Source organism: Pseudooceanicola marinus (genome assembly GCF_020177265.1).
Taxonomy (GTDB): domain Bacteria; phylum Pseudomonadota; class Alphaproteobacteria; order Rhodobacterales; family Rhodobacteraceae; genus Pseudooceanicola; species Pseudooceanicola marinus_A.
Map to the genome: position 1 here is coordinate 59,123 of NZ_JAIVMC010000009.1, position 18,171 is coordinate 77,293.

Genomic DNA, 18,171 nt, shown 5'->3' on the forward strand with positions numbered 1-18,171 from the left:
CCCGCGCCGCGCCCCTCCCATACGATGGCCGGAAATACTCACGGCGCGACAGCGGAGCCGGGCGCAAGCGCGGGTCAGAAAAGCCCCTCGGGCGGATCCGCGACGATGCGGCGCGCGTCCAGATCGACGGTCGGCACCGCCTCTCGGGTGAAGGGCAGCAGCACGGTGGCCGAGGCGCCCGGGGCCGCGATCTCCAGCAGGTCGCCGGCGCCGTGGTCCATCACCGCGCGCACCTTGCCCAGCTCGGTGCCGCCGGTGTCGACCACGGTCAGGCCGATCAGGTCGGCGTGGTAGAACTCGTCATCGGGCAGGGCCGGCAGGCGGTCGCGCGGCGCGAACAGGCGCAGCCCCTTCAGCGCATCCGCCTCCTCCTTCGTCTCCACCCCCGGCAGGCGGGCGGCGAAGCCGTTCTTGATCGGCCGGGTCAGGGTGACGGCATAGCTCTGGCGGCCATCCTCGGAGGTCAGCGGGGTGTAGTCGGCGATCGCCTCCGGCTCGGCGCAGAAGCTTTTCAGCCGCACCTCGCCGCGCACGCCGTAGGCGCCGGCGATGGCACCGAGGCAGATCAGGTCGGGGGCGGCGTTGCTCTGGGGCTCTTGGTCTGTCGTCATGCGCGTGTCTTACCTTGGCAGGGGCCGTGGCACGAGGCCGCGGCGCGTGGTGCCGGGCAGGATACTAGCACAGGCGCTCCGCGAGAAGATCCGGATTGGCCTGGCACTCCTGCGCCACTCGGTCGCGTTCGTAGACGATGCCGGCCAGGAAGGCGAGGCCGAGAAGGATGGGCAGGCGAAAGAGACGAAAGATCATTCCAGGGTCCGCAGCGGCAATGGCGGGCCCCCGGGGGGCCGCGTCTGCCCGCAGAGCTAGGGCGCAATCACGACGGAAAAATGGCAGCGGCGGAAAAAGACCTGCCCTGGGCGGGGCCTCGCCGGCCCGTGACAAGGCGGAAAAGAAAAGGGCCGGCGCCATGATGGCACCGGCCCCGAAGCTGTTGCGCGGGTCCGTGACCCGCGCACAGACCGATCACTCGGCTGCGGCTTCCTCGGAAGCGGCGGCTTCTTTCTCTGCCTTGGCGGCGGCGCGTTCCTGCGCGGCCTTGCCCGGGGTGCCCTTCTTGGGGTTGGCACGCTCTTTCTTCTCCAGGACGCCGGCGGCTTCCAGGAAGCGGGACACGCGGTCGGTCGGCTGGGCGCCGTGGTCCAGCCAGTACTGCACGCGCTCCATGTTCAGCTTGACGCGGTCTTCGCTGTCCTTGGGCAGGAGCGGGTTGTAGGTACCCAGCTTCTCGATGAAGCGGCCGTCACGCGGCATGCGCGAGTCGGCGGCGACGACGGAATAGTGGGGGCGCTTCTTCGAGCCACCACGGGCGAGACGGATCTTCATGGCCATTGGTTTTCTCCTTCAAATGGCGGTTCGGCGCGGGGCGCCGGAGGGGTTGGCGGCGCGAGGCGCCGGATGAGAGGGGCGGCCGGGGCCGCCGGGTTCGGATGGCGGGTTTTCCGCCGGGTCTTTCCGGGCCGCGGGCGCGGGGCCTGCCGGTCCGGTCTGGGCCGTTCAGCCCTGGTGCTGCCGGTGATGCCGGATCACCTCCTGAATGATGAAATTCAGGAATTTCTTCGCGAATTCGGGATCGAGGTCCGCTTCCTTCGCGAGCTCTTCGAGGCGTGCGATCTGTACGGCCTCGCGATTGGGGTCCGAGGGGGGAAGGTCATGTTCGGCCTTCAGTTTCCCCACGGCCTGGGTGTGCTTGAACCGCTCCCCCAGGGTGTAGACGAGGATCGCATCCAGGCGGTCGATCGAGGCCCGGTGGCCTTTGAGCACCTCGGCCGCGCGGGCCGTGACATCATCAGTCAAGGGCGTATCCTTTCGGTTTGAAAAGCGGGTCCATGTAGGACCGGATTTCCAGCTCGATCCCGTCGGAGATCTGGCTGTTGTTCAGCGCGGCGGGCGAAGGGTGGCGATAGCAGTGTTCGTTGCCGTCCACCGTGGCCGCCTCCGTGTCGCGCTTGGCGCCAAGCCGTTCGCAGAGCCGGATCGAGGCGAGGTTCTTGGGGTCCACGTAGGACACCGCGCCCTCCCACCCCAGCTGGTCGTAGAAGTGGCGCCGCGCCGCATGGGTCGCTTCCAGCGCATAGCCCTTGCCGGCGGTCTCGGGCCAGATGATCCAGGCCAGCTCCGGCTCCGGCCAGGAGGCGGGTTTCCAGCCGCCGGCCATGCCCAGGGTCTTGTCGGTGGCACGGTCGTGGATCATCCACATGCCATAGCCGCGGATCTGCCAATGGCCGATCTCGGCGGCGTAGAGCATCCAGGTGTCATAGGCATTCAGCGGCCCGCCGATGAAGCGCGAGCGGTAGGAGCTGAAGGCATGCTTGAAATTCGGGTAGTCCTGCGGTTCGGGCCCGCGCAGCACCAGCCGTTCGGTTTCGATGACGGGGATCTGGAAACTCATGCGGCCTCCTTCGCCACGGCGGGGTGGCGGTAGACCAGCACGGTGGTGCCATAGAACTCGTGGCGTTCGCGTTCGACCACGGCGCCCAGCCGTTCGGCCAGGGCGCGCGACCGGGCATTTGCCGGGTCGATGTAGGAGATCAGGCGATCCAGCCCGAAATGATCGGCGGCGTGCTGGCGGGCGGCCAGGGCGGCTTCATGGGCGTAGCCCTTGCCCTCGAAGCCCGCGAAGACATGCCAGCCGATTTCCGGCTCGTCCCACTGCAGGTGGTTGATGAGGCCGACGCGGCCCACGGTTGCGCCGCTGGCCTTCTCGGCCAGGGTCCACATGCCGTAGCCGCGCCACATCCAGTGGCCGATCGTGGACAGGAAGCCGCGCCAGACCTGGTCGCGGTCGGTCACGGGGCCGCCGATGTACTGCGAGCGGTCGGCATCGGCCAGGAAGGTCTCGATCACGTCGAAATCCTGCGGCTCGGGTCCGCGCAGGACCAGCCGCTCGGTCTCGATCACGGGGATCGGCAGTTGGGTGGCACAGGTGGCAAGCGCGGTCATGCGTAAGCCTCCGCCCCGCCTTCCGACAGCGCGTCGGGGCCGGGATGGCGGTAGATCACCACCTCGTGGTCGCCCATGGTGAAGGTGCCATCGGGGGCGGCGCCCAGGCGGCGGGCCACGGCGGCAGAGCCGTGGTTTTCCGGGTCCACCAGCGAGATCGCGGTGGTCCAGCCCAGCACGTCATAGGCATGCGCGCGGGCCGCCTCGGCGGCCTCGGTGGCATAGCCGCGGCCCTCGGCCCCCTCGAACAGGTCCCAGCCGATTTCCGGCTCGGGCCAGCCTTCGGGGTTCCAAAGGCCGACCATGCCGACGGTTTCACCGGTTTCGGTCACGTCGACCATCCAGCGGCCGTAGCCGTGCATGACCCAATGGCCGATTTCGGTGCCCAGCTGGCGCCAGGCCTGGGCGCGATCCTTCGGCCCACCGACGAAACGCGCGCGGTCGGAGGCGTAGAAAGCCATCAGCGCCTCGGCGTCCCGGGCACCGGGGGCGCGCAAGGTCAGCCGGGGGGTGTGAAGCGTGGGGATCGGGGCCAGGTGCGTCGTCATGTCAGATCCCCTCCAGCAGCTTGCGGCCCGCGACGGTGCGCGGCAGGTGGCGCCAGATGCGCATCTCGCCGGCCATGCGGTGATGGAACATGCCCTCGGCGCGGGCGCCCAGCCGTTCGACCATGGCGACCGAGCGGTCGTTTTCCGGGTCCACCAGGCTGATGCAGGATGCCCAGCCCTTATCCTGGAACAGCCAGTTGAGCACGGCGCGCGCCGCCTCGGTGGCATAGCCCTTGCCCTCGGCGCCATCCAGCAGCTGCCAGGACAGTTCCGGCTCCGGCCAGCCGCGCGGATACCAGGGGCCGACCAGGCCGACCTGCAGGCCGGTGTCGCGTTCGCAGACGGCGAAATGGCCGTAGCCGCGCAGGTGCCAGTGGCCGATGATCGTGGCGATCGACCACCAGGCGGCTTCCTCGTCGGGATGCTGATCGACGAAGCGCCGGGCGCCGGGCATCAGGTAGGCGGCGGTGGCATCGAATTCGGGCGAGGCCGGGCAGACCAGGCGCAGGCGCTCGGTCTGCAGTTCGGGCCAGCGGGCGGGGGCGACGGCGATCATGCGGCGTCCTCCCGGTCGTGGTCCGGGGTCCGGGGGGTCTTGTCGTAGGCGGCCGCCTGATCCGCTGGTATTGCGTCCAGTTGCGGATGCTTGCGGGTGGCGGTGGCGCGCGGGTCATGGGTGGCGGGGCGCAGACGCGCCTGCCGGGCCGCCCGGTGCGGGGCGACGAAAAGCGACGCGAAGATGTCGCCGGATATGAGGAGCGCGCCGCTCACCTCACTTCTTCTTGCCGAAGCCGGAGAGGCCGCCGGGCATACCGCCGCCCATGCCGCCCATGCCACCGAGACCGCCCATGCCGCCGAGGCCCTTGCCGCCGCCCATGGCCTTTGCGGCCTCTTCCAGCTGCTTGGGGTCCATCTGCGAGGGATCCATGCCCTCGGGCATGCCGCCGCCCTTGCCCATCATCTGCTTCATGGCCTGTTTCATCATGCCGCCTTTGCCCATCTTGCCCATCTTCTTCATCATGTCCGCCATCTGGCGGTGCATCTTCAGAAGCTTGTTCAGGTCGGACACTTCCATGCCCGCACCGGCGGCGATGCGTTTCTTGCGGCTGGCCTGAAGGATCTGCGGGTTGGCGCGTTCCTTCTTGGTCATCGACTGGATCAGGGCGATCTGCCGGGTCAGGACCTTGTCGTCCATGCCCGAGGCCTCGACCTGCTTGGCCATCTTCTTCATGCCCGGCATCATGCCCATCAGGCCGTCCATGCCGCCCATCTTGATCATCTGCTCAAGCTGCATCTTCAGGTCGTTCATGTTGAACTGACCCTTGGAGAAACGCTTCATCATGCGTTCGGCCTGCTCGGCCTCCAGCGTTTCCTGCGCCTTCTCCACCAGGGCGACGATGTCGCCCATGCCCAGGATGCGGCCCGCGATACGCTCGGGCTCGAAGGTTTCCAGCGCCTCCATCTTCTCGCCGAGGCCGACGAACTTGATGGGCTTGCCGGTGATGGCGCGCATCGAAAGGGCGGCACCGCCGCGGCCGTCGCCGTCCATCCGGGTCAGCACGACGCCGGTGATACCGATGCGTTCGTCGAAGTTCTCGGCGGTGTGCACGGCGTCCTGGCCGGTCAGGCCGTCGACCACCAGCAGCGTCTCGCGCGGGTTGGCCACGTCACGGACGGCCTCGACCTGGGCCATCAGTTCTTCGTCGATGGACAGGCGGCCGGCGGTGTCCAGCATGTAGACGTCATAGCCACCCAGGCCCGCCTGGGTCTTGGCGCGCTTGGCGATCGCCACCGGGTCCTCGCCCTTGACGATGGGCAGGGTGTCGACACCGATCTGGGTGCCGAGGATCGCCAGCTGTTCCATGGCCGCCGGGCGGTTCACGTCGAGCGAGGCCATCAGCACCTTCTTGTGCTCACGCTCCTTCAGGCGCTTCGCGAGCTTGGCGGTGGTGGTGGTCTTGCCGCCGCCCTGCAGGCCGACCATCAGGATCGGCGCGGGCGGGTTGTCGATCTTCAGCTTGCCGGGCTCGCCGTTCTCGCCCGCCAGCACGGCGATCAGTTCGTCATGGACGATCTTCACGACCTGCTGGCCGGGGGTCACCGACTTGGTGACCGCGGCGCCGGTGGCCTTCTTCTCCACCGCCTTGATGAACTGCCGCGCGACAGGCAGCGACACGTCCGCCTCCAGCAGGGCGACGCGCACTTCCCGCAGGGCGGTCTTGACGTCGTCCTCCGACAGGCTGCCGGCCTTGGTCAGACGATCGAAGACGCCGGAGAGGCGTTCGGATAGATTTTCAAACATGCCCCGGCCCTCCAATGGCCTCTGACTGAATTACCCCCCAGATGGGTGGGGGAGGTGACAAGCTCAACCATGCGGCCCGGCGAGGTCGGCACAAAGTCCGAGCGCACCAGTGGGCGCAACGCGCTGACTGGTGGCGATCCCCGCATAAGGCGATGGGACCGGAATCAACTTAGACTCCGGGATATTGTCGCGCGGTTTACGCCGCAGGGTGGGGGGAGTCAACAGGAGCGGCCTGTGACGGCCCCGCAGGGCAAGACGCGGGCCGGGCGGCGGGGGCCGCCCGGCGAAGGTCACACCGGCGTGCTGTGATAGGGGTGCTTGCCGGGCTTGCCCAGGTCGGAGGCATGGATCCCCTTCAGCAGCGCCGCGTTCATTTCCATCGCGGTCATCCAGAAGGTGACACCTGCCATCCAGCTGTAGGCGGCAGCCTGGGCGGGGGTGAAGGCCGGGTAAAAGGCAAACATGGTTCATTCCTCCCTTCGTTCCCGCAGAGACAGGGAAGGCGCCTGCGGGGAAGACTGCACTATAACAGAGTCGCGGCGATTTACCTTGCGGTAGGTCAAACCGCGGCGGCATGACGTTTTGCCATTGCATTTCCGCACGGAAACCGATCTGTCTGGCGGCATAGTTTTCTTGCGCACATGAGTTTTCGAGGTGGCCGCATGGACAATTGGGATGAAATCCGCACCGCGTACCAGGTTGCCCGCCTGGGCACCGTGTCCGGCGCCGCCGAGGTTCTGGGGGTGCACCACGCCACGGTGATCCGCCATATCGACGCGCTGGAGAAGCGCCTGGGGGTGAAGCTGTTCCAGCGCCACACCCGGGGCTACACCGCGACCGAGGCGGGGCAGGATCTGTTGCGCGTGGCCCAGGCCACCGACGATCAGTTCAGCCAGCTGTCGGCCCGGATCAAGGGGCGCGGCAACGAGGTCTCGGGCGAGCTGGTGGTAACCACCATCGGCGGGCTCAGCCAGTTGCTGGTGCCGATCCTGGCGGGCTTCCAGGCGGAATACCCCGACGTGCAGCTGCGCTACCTGACCTCGATGCGTCTGTTCCGGCTGGAATACGGCGAGGCCCATGTGGCGATCCGCGCGGGCAGTCCGCCGCAGCAGCCCGACAACGTCGTGCAGCCCTTCCTGACACTGAAATCCGCGATCTACGGCAGCCGCGAGTATATCGACCGCTACGGCATGCCGGACATCCCCAACCGGATGGCGGGGCATCGCTTCGTCGGTCTCGACGATCAGGCCAGCCGCGCGCCCTTCGCGCAGTGGATGCGCGAAACCGTGCCCGCGCACCAGGTGGTCTTCCGCTCCGGCGACACCCGCGCGGTGCGCCAGGCGGTCCTGTCGGGCGTTGGCCTGGGCTTCCTCGGCACCTATGAAAGCACCGACGGCGGCGACCTTGTGGAGGTGCACCCGCCGCTGGAGGAATGGGAAAGCCGGCTGTGGCTGGTCACCCACATGGACCTGCACCGCACGACCAAGGTCCAGGCCTTCCTGAAATACCTCAAGGACCATACGGAGCACCTGCGGGACGAGGTCGAATGACCCACGCAGATTTGCGGGGCTCGGCCGCCGAACGGCGGAAGGGGCACCTGGCGATGCTGGCCTTCTCGGCCATTGTCGCGGGCAGCTTTCCCCTGGCCGGCATGGCCGCCCCCCATGTGAATCCCGCCGCGCTGACCGCGGTGCGGCTGCTGCTGGCGGCCGGGGTCGTGGGTGGCGTGGCCCTGGCGGGGCCGGGCCTGCATCTGGCGCAGTTCCGGGCGCCCTGGCGCTACCTCCTGCTCGGCGGCCTCTTCGGCGCTTACTTTGCTCTGATGTTCGAGGGGCTGAAGACGGCCGAGCCGGTCTCCACCTCGGCGGTCTTTACCCTGGTGCCGCTGCTGTCGGCGGGCTTCGGCTGGCTGCTGCTGCGGCAGGTGATGACCGGGCGCATGGCGCTGGCGCTGACCATCGGCGCCCTGGGGGCGGTCTGGGTGATCTTCCGCGGCGATCCCGGGGCCCTGCTGGGCTTCCACCTAGGACGGGGCGAACAGATCTATTTCCTGGGCTGCGTGGCCCATGGGCTCTACACGCCGCTGGTGGCCAGGCTGAACCGGGGCGAGCCGGCGGTGGCCTTCACCTTCGGCACGCTGCTGGCAGGGGCGGGGCTTCTGGCGATCTGGGCCTACCCGTCGATCCTGGCGACCGACTGGCTGTCACTGCCGCCGATCGTCTGGATCACGCTGCTCTACGTGGGCGTCTTCGCCTCCGCCGTGACCGGGGTGCTGCTGCAATTCGCCTCCTTCCGCCTGCCCTCGGCAAAGGTCATGGCCTATACCTACCTGACGCCCAGCTGGGTGATCCTGTGGGAGGCGATGCTGGGCCGCGGCCTGCCGCCGGTGATGATCCTGGGCGGCGTCGGCCTGACGGTGGTGGCGCTGCTGATCCTGCTGAAGGACTAGCGGCCCGGGGCCTCCTCGCCCGCATCCTCATCGGGGCCTGGCAGGGCGGCGGGCGCCAGTTCCGTTTCCAGGAAGCGCTCGAAGGCATCGAGGTTGATCGCCTCGAACTGGCCGAAGCCCTGCATCCAGACCGAGGCCTCGCGCAGGGCATCGGGTTGCAGCTTGCACCACTTCACCCGCCCGCGTTTCTCCTGGGCGATCAGCCCGGCATTGGCCAGGATCACCAGGTGCTTCGAAATCGCCGCCAGGGACATCTCGAAAGGCTCGGCCACGTCGGTGACGGCCATGTCGTCTTCCAGCAACATGGTCAGGATCGCCCGACGGGTCGGATCCGAAAGCGCCGCAAAGATGGTGTCGAGGGAAGGGGCCATGGCCTCGGGGTACGCCGCGCCCGGGCGCCGGTCAACGCCAAAGCTCAACCTGCAAGTTGAGCGTCAGGCGCCCGCCTGACCCGGCAAAACACCCGCAAAAGCCTCCAAAATCCATGTTCAACCGAAGGGTTGAGAATGCCCTTTCAGCCCCTTTTGGCCGCCAATGCCGGCCAGTTCCTTGAATCTTCCTCTATTCATCTCGTCAAAAATACTAGAATTCAACGGCTTAACGCTTGGTGCGCCGCCTGATCACGAGGCGTTGACTCGGACCCCTCCGCCGCTTAGCAAACCAGCAACCAAAGCGGGGATTTCTCTGCCATGTCTGACCCGGATCACCGGACGCGCCTTTCGGATCTCGAAGCCCGGATCGCTGCGGCCAAGGGCGGCAAGCAAAAGGCCTCGCACGGACAGGATCATTACTCCGCAGCCCAGGTGGGCTGGAGGATGGTGACGGAACTCGTGGCCGGGCTCTTGCTTGGCTTCGGCATCGGATACGGGCTCGACTGGCTGATCGGCACGGCGCCCCTTTTGATGATCACCTTCACTCTCCTGGGCTTCATAGCCGGGGTCAAGACAATGCTCCGCTCCGCGCAGGAGCTGCAGGAACAACCGACCGGCAAGACGTCCGGTGACGATGACGAGGGATAAGCATGGCGACTGAAGCAGCGCACGGTGCAGAAGAAGGTTCCAGCCTGGTCTTCCACCCGATGGACCAGTTCATCGTGAAGCCGCTGTTCGGCGGCTCTGAGGTGCATTGGTACACGATCACCAACGTGACCCTGTGGATGGGCATCTCCGTCCTGGCGATCCTGGCGCTGATGGTCCTCGCGACCTCGGGCGCCAAGCGTATCCCGTCGCGCGGCCAGTCGATCGCGGAAATGGCCTACGGCTTCGTCTACAAGATGATCGAGGACGTGACCGGCAAGGACGCGGTGAAGTTCTTCCCCTATGTCTTCACGCTGTTCATGTTCATCGTCTTCTCGAACCTGCTGGGTCTGCTGCCGATGTCCTTCACGCCGACGTCGCACTTTGCGGTGACGATCGTGCTGGCGCTGGCCGTCTTCCTGACCGTGACCATCGTGGGCTTCGTCCTGCACGGCGCGCAGTTCCTGGGCCTCTTCTGGGTCTCCTCGGCGCCCGCCGCCGTCCGCCCGCTGCTGGCCCTGATCGAGGTGATTTCCTACTTCGTCCGCCCGGTCAGCCACTCCATTCGTCTGGCGGGCAACATGATGGCCGGCCACGCCGTCATCAAGGTCTTCGCCGGCTTCGCAGCCATCGCCGCGGTCTCGCCCGTTGCCATCATTGCCATCGTCGGCATGTACGGGCTGGAGATCCTGGTGGGCTTCATCCAGGCCTATGTCTTCACGATCCTGACCTGCGTGTACCTCAAGGACGCGCTGCATCCGGCTCACTGAGTTTAGAACATCCGCAGGGCAGGTCCGCCTGCCGTGCGATCCAATCCAGCCAATTCCAACGTAAGGAGAAAACGAGATGGAAGGCGATATCGCAGAACTGGGCAAGTACATCGGTGTTGGTCTGACCGCCATCGGCATGGGCGGCGCAGCCATGGGTGTGGGCAACGTGGCAGGCAACTTCCTGTCCGGCGCGCTCCGCAACCCCTCCGCCGCTGCCTCGCAGACCGCCACGCTGTTCATCGGCATGGCCTTCGCAGAAGCCCTGGGGATCTTCTCGTTCCTCGTCGCTCTGCTGCTGATGTTCGCCGTCTAAGACTGCCGGAACAGATCCTTACGCGCGGGTGGGCCCCTCGGGCTCACCCGTGGTAACTTGACTACAGATCCAGTTCCCGGGAGTTCGCAGAGATGGCGACCGAAACGCACGACGCCGTGGAAGGCGCTGCCCACGCAGCCGAATCCGCAGGCATGCCGCAGCTCGATTTCTCGACCTGGGGCAACCAGATTTTCTGGCTGATCGTCACGCTCGTCGTGATCTACCTGATCCTCACCAAGATCGCGCTGCCGCGCGTCGGGGCGGTTCTGGCGGACCGGGCGGGAACGATCGCCAATGACATCGCCGCCGCGGAAGAGCTGAAGCAGAAGGCCAAGGAGGCGGAAGCCGCCTACGACAAGGCCCTCGCCGATGCCCGCGCCGAAGCCTCTCGTATCGTCGAGGCCACCAAGGCCGAGATCAACGAGGAGCTGAAGGCCGCTACCGCTAAGGCCGATGAAGAGATCGCCGCCAAGGCCGCCGAAAGCGCCAAGGCCATCGACGAGATCCGCGCCGGCGCTGCCGAGGCCGCGGAGACCGTCGCCAAGGATACCGCCGCCGAGCTGGTCGCCGCCTTGGGCTTCACGCCCAAGGACGACGAGATCGAGGGCGCCGTTTCCGAGCGTCTGAAAGGATGAGCCCGATGAAGAAACTCGCCCTTCCCGCCGCTCTGAGTTTTGCGGCCACCCCGGCCTTCGCGGCCACCGGCCCGTTCTTCTCGCTCGGCAACACCGATTTCATCGTGTTGATCGCCTTCATCGTCTTCGTTGCGGTGCTGGTCTACTTCAAGGTTCCCGGCCTGATCGTCGGTCTGCTGGACAAGCGGGCCGATGGCATCAAGTCGGAGCTGGAAGAGGCCAAGGCCCTGCGCGAAGACGCCCAGGCGCTGCTGGCTTCCTACGAGCGCAAGCAGAAGGAAGTGCAGGCCCAGGCGGATCGCATCGTCGAAAGCGCCAAGTCCGAAGCCGCCGCCGCCGCCGAACAGGCGAAGGTGGACCTGCAGGCCTCGATCACCCGCCGCTTGGCCGCCGCCGAAGAGCAGATCGCCTCGGCAGAGGCCTCGGCCGTGAAGGATGTCCGCGACACGGCGATCGCCGCAGCGGTTTCCGCCGCGCGGGAGGTCATCGCCAAGCAGATGACCGACGCCAAGGCCGCCGAGCTGACCGAAAAGTCCATCGAAGAGGCCAAGGCGCGCCTCAACTGAGCCGCCTCTCTTCGCTGACAGTTTGCAGACCCCCGGCAACGTGCCGGGGGTTTTGCTTTGTACAGCAATCGGTTGCGCAAAGGCCGGCCACCTCGCGGTGACACCGTCCTCATACACTGGCTGGAAATACTCCGGGGGAGGCGCGCGCCCGGCGCGCGGCGGGGGCAGAGCCCCCTTGGCGGCCCGGCCCACAGACCGGTCAGCTGCGGGAGGTTTCCCGGTCCAGCCGCATCTGCGCGATCTCCTCGCGCCGGGCGGCATCCAGTCGCGCCTGGTAGGCGGCCCGGACGAAATCCAGGTGCGCCTCGACAGCGGCGCGGGCCGCGGCCGGATCCCGCGCCTGGATCGCGTCGTTGATCGCCCGGTGCTGGTCAAGCAGCCGCTCCGCCGCCGCCATGCCGTCGAACATGATGTCCCGGTTGTAGAAGACGCCCGAGCGCAGCAGGTCCAGCATCGACCGCATCATGTGCAGCAGAACGATGTTGTGCGAGGCCTCCAGGATCGCCATGTGAAAGGCCGCATCCAGCCGTGCCTCCTCTGCGGCGTCCACCTTGCCATGCGCCGCCTCCATCTTGGCAAAGGTCGCCTCGACCAGGGCCAGTTCGGCGGGCAGACCCGCGCGGGCGGCGCGTTCGGCGGCCTGGCCTTCGAGGTCACGGCGGAAGGAGATGTAGTCCAGCACGGCTTCGCCATGGCGCTGGAACAGAGCCACGAGAGCGGGGGAGAAGGCCGCGCCGAGGACGTCGGCCACGTAGACGCCGGAGCCGGCGCGGGCTTCCAGCAGACCGCGCGCTTGCAGGTCTGCCAGCGCCTCGCGCAGCGAGGGGCGCGACACCTCCAGCCGTTCGGCCAGCTCGCGCTCCGCCGGCAGGCGTTCGCCCGGGCGCAGGATGCCGCGCAGGATCAGCAGTTCGATCTGCCGGGTCACCGCGTCGGCGCGTTTCTCGGGCGGGATGGGCTGGAAGGGCATGGGGCGGCCTCGCTTGGATTGGTCAGAAATTATGACCAGCGGCGCGGCCGCGCAACCCTCACGCGGTGTTCGCGGACCTTAAGTAGGCGTTAACCAGGGCCGAGGGAGGCTGCGCCCCATGCGTGTGGTTCTGCTGTCCCTTTCCTGTCTGCTGCTGCTGTCGGGCTGCGGCATGCCCGATCCGCATTTTCGCCACAGCCCAAGGGTGCGCGTGCTGATCGGCCCGGATACCTTCGACGTGCGCCGGCGCGGGCGCCTGGCTGAGGCCGTGCGCCGCAACCCGCGCTATGCGCCCCGCCTCGGACCGGTCGGGCCCCGCGCGGCGCAGGCCATGGCGCTGGTCACCGGCTGTCGCGTGACCGAGATCCGCGGCGACGCGGTGATCATCCTCGGGATCCTCGACTGCGGCGGGGAGGCGGGCCAGGCAGCCGCCGTCGACCGCAACAAGCTGCCGCCCGAAGACTGCGAGATCGTGGAAAGCTGGCGCCAGTTGGGGGGGCAGGAGCTTGCCCTGGTGCTCGACTGTACGCGGATCTAGAGGCGCCGGGCGAAAGTCACGCTGGTCGGGCGGTCAAAGCCCGGGTGGGCGGTGCGACCAACCTCGACGAAGCCCAGCCGGGTGAAGGTCGCGTGGTTCTCTACCAGCTCCACCCGGGTCTGCAGGCGGATCTCACGCAACCCATGGGCCAGCGCCCGGGTTTCCGCCTGGCCGATCATCTGCCGGGCCAGCCCTTCACCGCGCCGCGCGGGCGCCACGGCCAGCTTGCCGAGGTAGAGATGATCGCCCCGTGGCGTCACCAGCATGCAGGCGGCGGGGGCGCTGTCGGGCGGCAGGATCCACAGTTCGGCCCGGGTGGCCTCCGCCGTCAGCTCTGCCACCCCCATGCGGGTCAGCGACGACGGCGGGTCGATCCGCCCGTCCATGGTGGCAAAGCTGTCGCGCAACAGCGCCAGCACCGGCGCCAGGTTGTCCGAGGGGCTGAGGCGCAGCGGGGTCATGGTTCAGGCCACGACCGGGACAAGGGTCTTGGTCATGAAGACCGAGACGCCGTTGTCCTCATAGTCGCCGAAGACCCCGCAGCGGGTGAAGCCATTGGCCTCGTAGAGGCGACAGGCGGCGGCCAGGGCGTCGCCGGTCTCCAACTTCAGTTCGGTCAGCCCCTCCGCCAGCGCCGTCTCCTCGATCCGGCGCAGAAGGGCCGTGCCCACGCCCCGCCCCCGGGCCGCCTCGGTGACGTAGAAGCTTTTGACCTCCCCATAGCCTTCCTTGATCTGAAGGGCCGCGCAGCCCAGCGTTTCCGCGCCGTCGGCGGCGGTGAAAAAGCGCACCGATGGATCGCAAAGCGCCTCATGGCTGAGGAAGTTGTTTTCCTCCGGCGTGTAGAGCTGCTGCATCAGCGCCTGGGAGGCGTCGAGCAGGGCCGAGGCCTCGGGCGCCAGGGGCGAGGCGGGGGCGATATGAAGGGTCGTCATCTGGTCACTCCGTCGAAACTTGCGCCGCCGCGGCGTGGGGTGGACATGGTCGTGGGCGCCATGCCCCGTCCGAACGTCAGCACGCGCCCTCCGGTTGCCTGCCGAAGCCCGTCCGGGCAAAAGGCCGAAGGCCCGGGGGAACGGGCCGGTCGCCTGCGCCCTCTGTGGCGGGCGGCAGGGGCATTCTGGCGTCGCCGGAGCCGAGGTCAAGCGTCACCCGCGCGGCCCGGGCCGTCGCCGGGCCGCGCTGCGGGGGGCAGACGGCGCTGATTGGGCGGATTTGCGCAATATCTTGTGGAAAACCGCCCATCCCCTCCCAGATGCTGCGGCCCTCCCGTTGACTCGTGTGCCGTGGCTCCGCACCATTCCCTTTCAGGTCGGAATCACCCCGGTATGGCCCGGCAGGGTCCGACAGCCACCAGAGCAGACACCCCAGGCCCAAGCGCGGGAGCGCCGCATTGCATTTCTCCAGACTGAGACTGACCGGCTTCAAGAGCTTCGTGGACCCGACGGACCTGATCATCAATCAGGGCCTGACCGGCGTCGTGGGGCCCAATGGCTGCGGCAAGTCGAACCTGCTGGAGGCGCTTCGCTGGGTCATGGGCGAGAACCGCCCGACCGCCATGCGCGGCGGGGGGATGGAAGACGTGATCTTCGCCGGGGCCGCCACGCGCCCGGCGCGGAACTACGCCGAGGTCAGCCTGCATATCGACAACTCCGACCGTCTGGCGCCCGCGGGCTTCAACGAGGAGGATCAGATCGAGATCATCCGCCGGATCACCCGCGACGTGGGGTCGGCCTACAAGGCGAATTCCAAGGATGTGCGGGCGCGGGACGTGCAGATGCTGTTTGCCGATGCCTCGACGGGCGCGCATTCGCCCGCGCTGGTTCGGCAGGGGCAGATTTCCGAGCTGATCAACGCCAAGCCCAAGGCGCGGCGGCGGATCCTGGAAGAGGCGGCGGGCATCTCCGGCCTCTACCAGCGCCGGCATGAGGCCGAGCTGAAGCTGAAGGGCGCCGAACAGAATCTGACCCGCGTCGATGACGTGATCGAACAGCTGGCCACGCAGCTTGGCTCGCTCGAACGCCAGGCCCGCCAGGCGGCCCGCTATCGCGCCATCGGCGCGGAACTGCGCCAGGCCGAAGGCATGCTGCTCTACCGCCGCTGGCTGGAGGCCGAGGAGGCGCGCAACGCCGCGCTGGCGGAGCTGCGCGAACGCTCCACCGGGGCGTCGCAGGCGGAACGCATCGCGCGCGACCTGGCGGCGAAGCGGCAGGAGCTGGAAGACGCGCTGCCCCCCAAACGCGAGGAAGAGGCGATCGCGGCGGCGGTGCTGCAACGGCTGACCGTGCAGCGCGACAGCCTGGGGGCCGAGAAGGAACGCGCGATGCAGGCGATCCTGACCCTGCAGAACCGGATCGAACAGCTGTCCCGGGACCGCGAGCGCGAGGCTGGGCTGAACAAGGACGCCGGCGAGACGATCGAGCGGCTGGACTGGGAGGCGCGCGAGATCGCCCGCGCGCATGAGGGCCATGAGGAGCGCCTGGCAGAGGCCGCGGAACTGGCGACCGAGGCCGCCAGCGTGCTGTCCGACCGCGAGGCGGACCTGTCGACCCTGACCGAGGACGTGGCCCGCCTGGCCGCGCGTCACCAGTCCGCGCAGCGCATGCTAGCCGACAGCCGCAAGGGCGCCGAGCGTAGCGAAACCGAGGCGGCTCGCGCCCGCGAGGCCGTGGCCGAGGCGCGCGGCAAGACCGAGGCAGCCGAAGAGGCCTTCGAGGCCGCCGAGGAGCGCGAGGAGATGGCCCGCGCCCAGGTCGAGACCGCCGAGGAGACCCTGGCCGAGGCCGAGGCCGCCCGCGCCGAGGCGCAGTCAGGCGAGTCCGACGCCCGCGCGGCCCTGTCCTCGGCCGAGGGCGAGGCCAAGGCCCTTCAGGCCGAGGTCGGCGCCTTGGCGCGGCTGGTCGAACGCGAGTCCGGTGAAGGCAAGCAGTTGCTGGACGCCGTGCGCGTCGATCCGGGCTATGAGAAGGCGCTCGGCGCGGCCCTGGCCGATGACCTGCGGGCGCCGGTGGTGGGCGCGGGGGACCTGTCGGGCTGGGTCGAGCTGCCGGGGTATGACGCGCCACAGCCGCTGCCCGAAGGCGCCGCGCCGCTGGCCGCCCACGCGCTGATGCCCGGCGTTCTGGATCGGCGCATGGCGCAGATCGGCGTGGTAGACGCCGGGCAGGGCGCCGCCCTGCAGGCTCAGCTGAAACCAGGCCAGCGCCTGGTCAGCCCCGAAGGCGACCTGTGGCGGTGGGACGGCTACCGGGCGGGCGCCGAGGATGCGCCCTCGGCCGCCGCCCTGCGCCTCGAACAGATGAACCGCCTGGAAGAGCTGCGCGGTGACCTGGCCGAGGCCGAAGAGCGCGCCGAGGCCGCGCGGGAGGCCCACGCCGACCTGGCCGAGCAGCTGTCGCAGCTGACGGCCGCCGACAAGGCCGCGCGCCAAGCCCGCGCCGAGGCCGACCGCCAGCTGGCCGAGGCCAGCCGGGCCCTGTCGCGCGCCGAAAGCGACCGCAGCCTGGCTGCCAGCCGGGTGGAAAACCTGCGCATGGCCGTAACCCGCCACGAGGAAGAGGCGCTGGAGGCCCGCGCCCAGGTGAAGGAAGCCGAGGCGGCGGTGGCCGACCTCGACGATATCGACGAGGCCCGCGCCGGGATCGAGCAGATCCGCATGGCGGTGGAGGCGGCACGCATGGCGATGATGTCGCGCCGCGCCGCCCATGACGAGATCCGCCGCGAGGGCGAGGCGCGCACGAAACGCCGGCAGGAGGTGCAGAAGGAGGTCTCGGGCTGGCGTCACCGCCTGGAAAGCGCCGACCGCCGCATCGCCGAACTGGATGAGCGCCGCGCCGAGGCCGAGGAGCAGCTGGAAGAGGCGCGCGCCGAACCCGAGGAACTGGAAGCGCAGCGCGAGGAGCTGACCGAGGCCATCGAGGAGGCAGAGGCTCGCCGGGCCACCGCCGCCGATGTCCTGGCCGAGGCCGAAAGCGCCCTGCGCGAGGCCGTGGCCGGCGAACGTGACGCCGAACGCACCGCGTCGGAGGCGCGCGAGGCCCGCGCCCGCGCCGAGGGCCACGCCGAAAGCGCCGCCCAGGCGGTGACCCAGGCGGCCGAACGTATCGCCGAGGCGATGGAGGTGACGCCGAAGCAGCTCCTGGAAAGCCTCGACATGGCCGTCGAGGACATGCCGCCCTCCGACCGGATCGAGGCGGATGTGAACCGCCTGAAGCGCCAGCGCGACGGGCTGGGTGCGGTAAACCTGCGTGCCGAGGAGGACGCCAAGGAGGTGCGCGAGGAACACGACACGCTGGTGGGCGAGAAGGCCGACCTCGAAGAGGCCATCCGCCAGCTCAGGAACGGCATCGCGGGCCTGAACCGCGAGGGGCGCGAACGCCTGCTGACCGCCTTTGAGCAGGTGAACGCCAACTTCTCCAACCTCTTCCGTCACCTGTTCAACGGCGGCGAAGCCAACCTGGAACTGGTGGAAAGCGACGACCCGCTGGATGCCGGGCTGGAGATCATGTGCCAGCCGCCGGGCAAGAAGCTGTCGACCCTGTCGCTGTTGTCCGGGGGCGAACAGACCCTGACTGCCATGGCGCTGATCTTCGCCGTCTTCATCGCCAACCCGGCACCGATCTGCGTGCTGGATGAGGTCGACGCACCGCTGGACGATGCCAACGTCACCCGCTTCTGCGACCTGCTGGACGAGATGTGCCGCCGGACCGAGACGCGCTTCCTGATCATCACCCACCACGCGGTGACCATGGCGCGCATGGATCGCCTGTTTGGTGTAACCATGCAAGAACAGGGCGTCAGCCAGCTGGTGTCGGTGGACCTGAAGAAAGCCGAACAACTGGTCGCCTGATCTCTGGAGTTGGGGGATCCCCTGTCGGGCGATGCCTCCGGCGGGAGTATTTGCAACAAGGTGAAGAAGCGGGACAGCGCCCTGCCGGGTGCCGGACGTCAGCCTGCCTGCAGGCGCGACCGTCCGTTTGCAGGGGCCGGCTGCCACGGGGGCGCCGTCCTTCTTCTTCACTTCGTCAGAAATACTCCGGGGGAGTCTCCGGTACGGAGACGGGG

General features: G+C 68.3%; 24 protein-coding genes. 9 read left to right on the forward strand and 15 right to left on the reverse strand.

Features of this window, described 5'->3' with window-relative positions; genetic code table 11:
* Nucleotides 1-74: 74 nt before the first annotated feature.
* The 11 genes from rimM to LC066_RS16075 all read right to left on the reverse strand — a co-directional run bounded on the left by rimM (nt 75) and on the right by LC066_RS16075 (nt 6,314).
* Nucleotides 75-611 (reverse strand): ribosome maturation factor RimM, encoded by a 537-nt coding sequence (gene rimM, locus LC066_RS16030; RefSeq protein ID WP_224901060.1) that lies wholly within the window; start codon nt 609-611, stop codon nt 75-77.
* Between the two features lie 64 nt (nt 612-675).
* Nucleotides 676-807 (reverse strand): hypothetical protein, encoded by a 132-nt coding sequence (locus tag LC066_RS21475; RefSeq protein ID WP_263625143.1) that lies wholly within the window; start codon nt 805-807, stop codon nt 676-678.
* Between the two features lie 216 nt (nt 808-1,023).
* Complete coding sequence (rpsP, locus tag LC066_RS16035) at nt 1,024-1,389, reverse strand: 30S ribosomal protein S16 (protein ID WP_222479964.1); 366 nt, start codon at nt 1,387-1,389, stop codon at nt 1,024-1,026.
* A 165-nt stretch (nt 1,390-1,554) separates the two neighbouring features.
* Nucleotides 1,555-1,854, reverse strand: coding sequence for a chorismate mutase (locus LC066_RS16040; RefSeq protein WP_222479966.1), 300 nt, complete (start codon nt 1,852-1,854; stop codon nt 1,555-1,557).
* Entirely contained in the window at nt 1,847-2,449 is a 603-nt protein-coding gene (locus LC066_RS16045) for a GNAT family N-acetyltransferase (protein ID WP_224901062.1), read from the reverse strand. Before LC066_RS16045 ends, LC066_RS16040 begins: the two co-directional genes overlap by 8 nt.
* Entirely contained in the window at nt 2,446-3,000 is a 555-nt protein-coding gene (locus tag LC066_RS16050) for a GNAT family N-acetyltransferase (protein WP_224901065.1), read from the reverse strand. The genes LC066_RS16045 and LC066_RS16050 overlap by 4 nt, the downstream gene beginning before the upstream one ends.
* Nucleotides 2,997-3,548, reverse strand: a complete 552-nt coding sequence (locus tag LC066_RS16055) for a GNAT family N-acetyltransferase (protein ID WP_224901069.1) — start codon at nt 3,546-3,548, stop codon at nt 2,997-2,999. Before LC066_RS16055 ends, LC066_RS16050 begins: the two co-directional genes overlap by 4 nt.
* Before the next feature lies 1 nt (nt 3,549).
* Nucleotides 3,550-4,104, reverse strand: a complete 555-nt coding sequence (locus LC066_RS16060; protein WP_224901072.1) for a GNAT family N-acetyltransferase — start codon at nt 4,102-4,104, stop codon at nt 3,550-3,552.
* Nucleotides 4,101-4,319 (reverse strand): hypothetical protein, encoded by a 219-nt coding sequence (locus tag LC066_RS16065; RefSeq protein WP_224901074.1) that lies wholly within the window; start codon nt 4,317-4,319, stop codon nt 4,101-4,103. Before LC066_RS16065 ends, LC066_RS16060 begins: the two co-directional genes overlap by 4 nt.
* A gap of 1 nt (nt 4,320) precedes the next feature.
* Complete coding sequence (gene ffh / locus LC066_RS16070; RefSeq protein WP_224901077.1) at nt 4,321-5,850, reverse strand: signal recognition particle protein; 1,530 nt, start codon at nt 5,848-5,850, stop codon at nt 4,321-4,323.
* A gap of 290 nt (nt 5,851-6,140) precedes the next feature.
* Nucleotides 6,141-6,314 (reverse strand): hypothetical protein, encoded by a 174-nt coding sequence (locus tag LC066_RS16075; RefSeq protein ID WP_222479980.1) that lies wholly within the window; start codon nt 6,312-6,314, stop codon nt 6,141-6,143.
* A 198-nt stretch (nt 6,315-6,512) separates the two neighbouring features.
* Between LC066_RS16075 and LC066_RS16080 the strand changes: the two genes are divergently transcribed.
* Entirely contained in the window at nt 6,513-7,400 is an 888-nt protein-coding gene (locus tag LC066_RS16080; RefSeq protein ID WP_222479982.1) for a LysR family transcriptional regulator, read from the forward strand.
* Nucleotides 7,397-8,299, forward strand: a complete 903-nt coding sequence (locus tag LC066_RS16085; RefSeq protein WP_224901081.1) for a DMT family transporter — start codon at nt 7,397-7,399, stop codon at nt 8,297-8,299. Before LC066_RS16080 ends, LC066_RS16085 begins: the two co-directional genes overlap by 4 nt.
* On the opposite strand, the gene LC066_RS16090 is transcribed toward LC066_RS16085, so the two are convergent.
* Nucleotides 8,296-8,670, reverse strand: a complete 375-nt coding sequence (locus LC066_RS16090) for an ArsR/SmtB family transcription factor (protein ID WP_222479986.1) — start codon at nt 8,668-8,670, stop codon at nt 8,296-8,298. The two genes, LC066_RS16085 and LC066_RS16090, sit on opposite strands and share 4 nt — an antisense overlap.
* Nucleotides 8,671-8,988: 318 nt before the next feature.
* On the opposite strand from LC066_RS16090, the gene LC066_RS16095 reads away from it, so the two are divergent.
* The 5 genes from LC066_RS16095 (at nt 8,989) to LC066_RS16115 (ending at nt 11,599) form a co-directional block, all read left to right on the forward strand.
* On the forward strand, nt 8,989-9,318 hold the full coding sequence (locus LC066_RS16095; protein WP_222479988.1) for an AtpZ/AtpI family protein: 330 nt from the start codon (nt 8,989-8,991) through the stop codon (nt 9,316-9,318).
* Nucleotides 9,319-9,320: 2 nt separating this feature from the next.
* Nucleotides 9,321-10,085 (forward strand): F0F1 ATP synthase subunit A, encoded by a 765-nt coding sequence (locus LC066_RS16100; RefSeq protein ID WP_224901084.1) that lies wholly within the window; start codon nt 9,321-9,323, stop codon nt 10,083-10,085.
* Nucleotides 10,086-10,161: 76 nt separating this feature from the next.
* Nucleotides 10,162-10,398: a F0F1 ATP synthase subunit C gene (locus LC066_RS16105; protein ID WP_010142019.1), complete on the forward strand. Its 237-nt coding sequence runs from the start codon at nt 10,162-10,164 to the stop codon at nt 10,396-10,398.
* 92 nt (nt 10,399-10,490) lie between these two features.
* Complete coding sequence (locus tag LC066_RS16110) at nt 10,491-11,033, forward strand: F0F1 ATP synthase subunit B' (protein ID WP_085889418.1); 543 nt, start codon at nt 10,491-10,493, stop codon at nt 11,031-11,033.
* 5 nt (nt 11,034-11,038) lie between these two features.
* The gene (locus LC066_RS16115) at nt 11,039-11,599 is read left to right on the forward strand and encodes a F0F1 ATP synthase subunit B (protein ID WP_224901087.1); all 561 of its coding nucleotides are present in this window, start codon (nt 11,039-11,041) and stop codon (nt 11,597-11,599) included.
* Nucleotides 11,600-11,798: 199 nt separating this feature from the next.
* Here the strand turns inward: LC066_RS16115 and LC066_RS16120 are convergent, their stop codons facing one another.
* Nucleotides 11,799-12,569 (reverse strand): FadR/GntR family transcriptional regulator, encoded by a 771-nt coding sequence (locus LC066_RS16120; RefSeq protein ID WP_224901090.1) that lies wholly within the window; start codon nt 12,567-12,569, stop codon nt 11,799-11,801.
* Between the two features lie 118 nt (nt 12,570-12,687).
* Here LC066_RS16120 and LC066_RS16125 point away from each other — a divergent pair, with 118 nt between their 5' ends.
* Nucleotides 12,688-13,107, forward strand: a complete 420-nt coding sequence (locus LC066_RS16125; protein ID WP_224901092.1) for a hypothetical protein — start codon at nt 12,688-12,690, stop codon at nt 13,105-13,107.
* Here the strand turns inward: LC066_RS16125 and LC066_RS16130 are convergent.
* On the reverse strand, nt 13,104-13,568 hold the full coding sequence (locus tag LC066_RS16130; RefSeq protein ID WP_224901095.1) for a GNAT family N-acetyltransferase: 465 nt from the start codon (nt 13,566-13,568) through the stop codon (nt 13,104-13,106). The two genes, LC066_RS16125 and LC066_RS16130, sit on opposite strands and share 4 nt — an antisense overlap.
* Nucleotides 13,569-13,571: 3 nt before the next feature.
* Nucleotides 13,572-14,042, reverse strand: coding sequence for a GNAT family N-acetyltransferase (locus LC066_RS16135; protein WP_224901099.1), 471 nt, complete (start codon nt 14,040-14,042; stop codon nt 13,572-13,574).
* A 458-nt stretch (nt 14,043-14,500) separates the two neighbouring features.
* On the opposite strand from LC066_RS16135, the gene LC066_RS16140 reads away from it, so the two are divergent.
* Nucleotides 14,501-17,956 (forward strand): chromosome segregation SMC family protein, encoded by a 3,456-nt coding sequence (locus LC066_RS16140; protein ID WP_224901103.1) that lies wholly within the window; start codon nt 14,501-14,503, stop codon nt 17,954-17,956.
* Nucleotides 17,957-18,171: the final 215 nt, after the last annotated feature.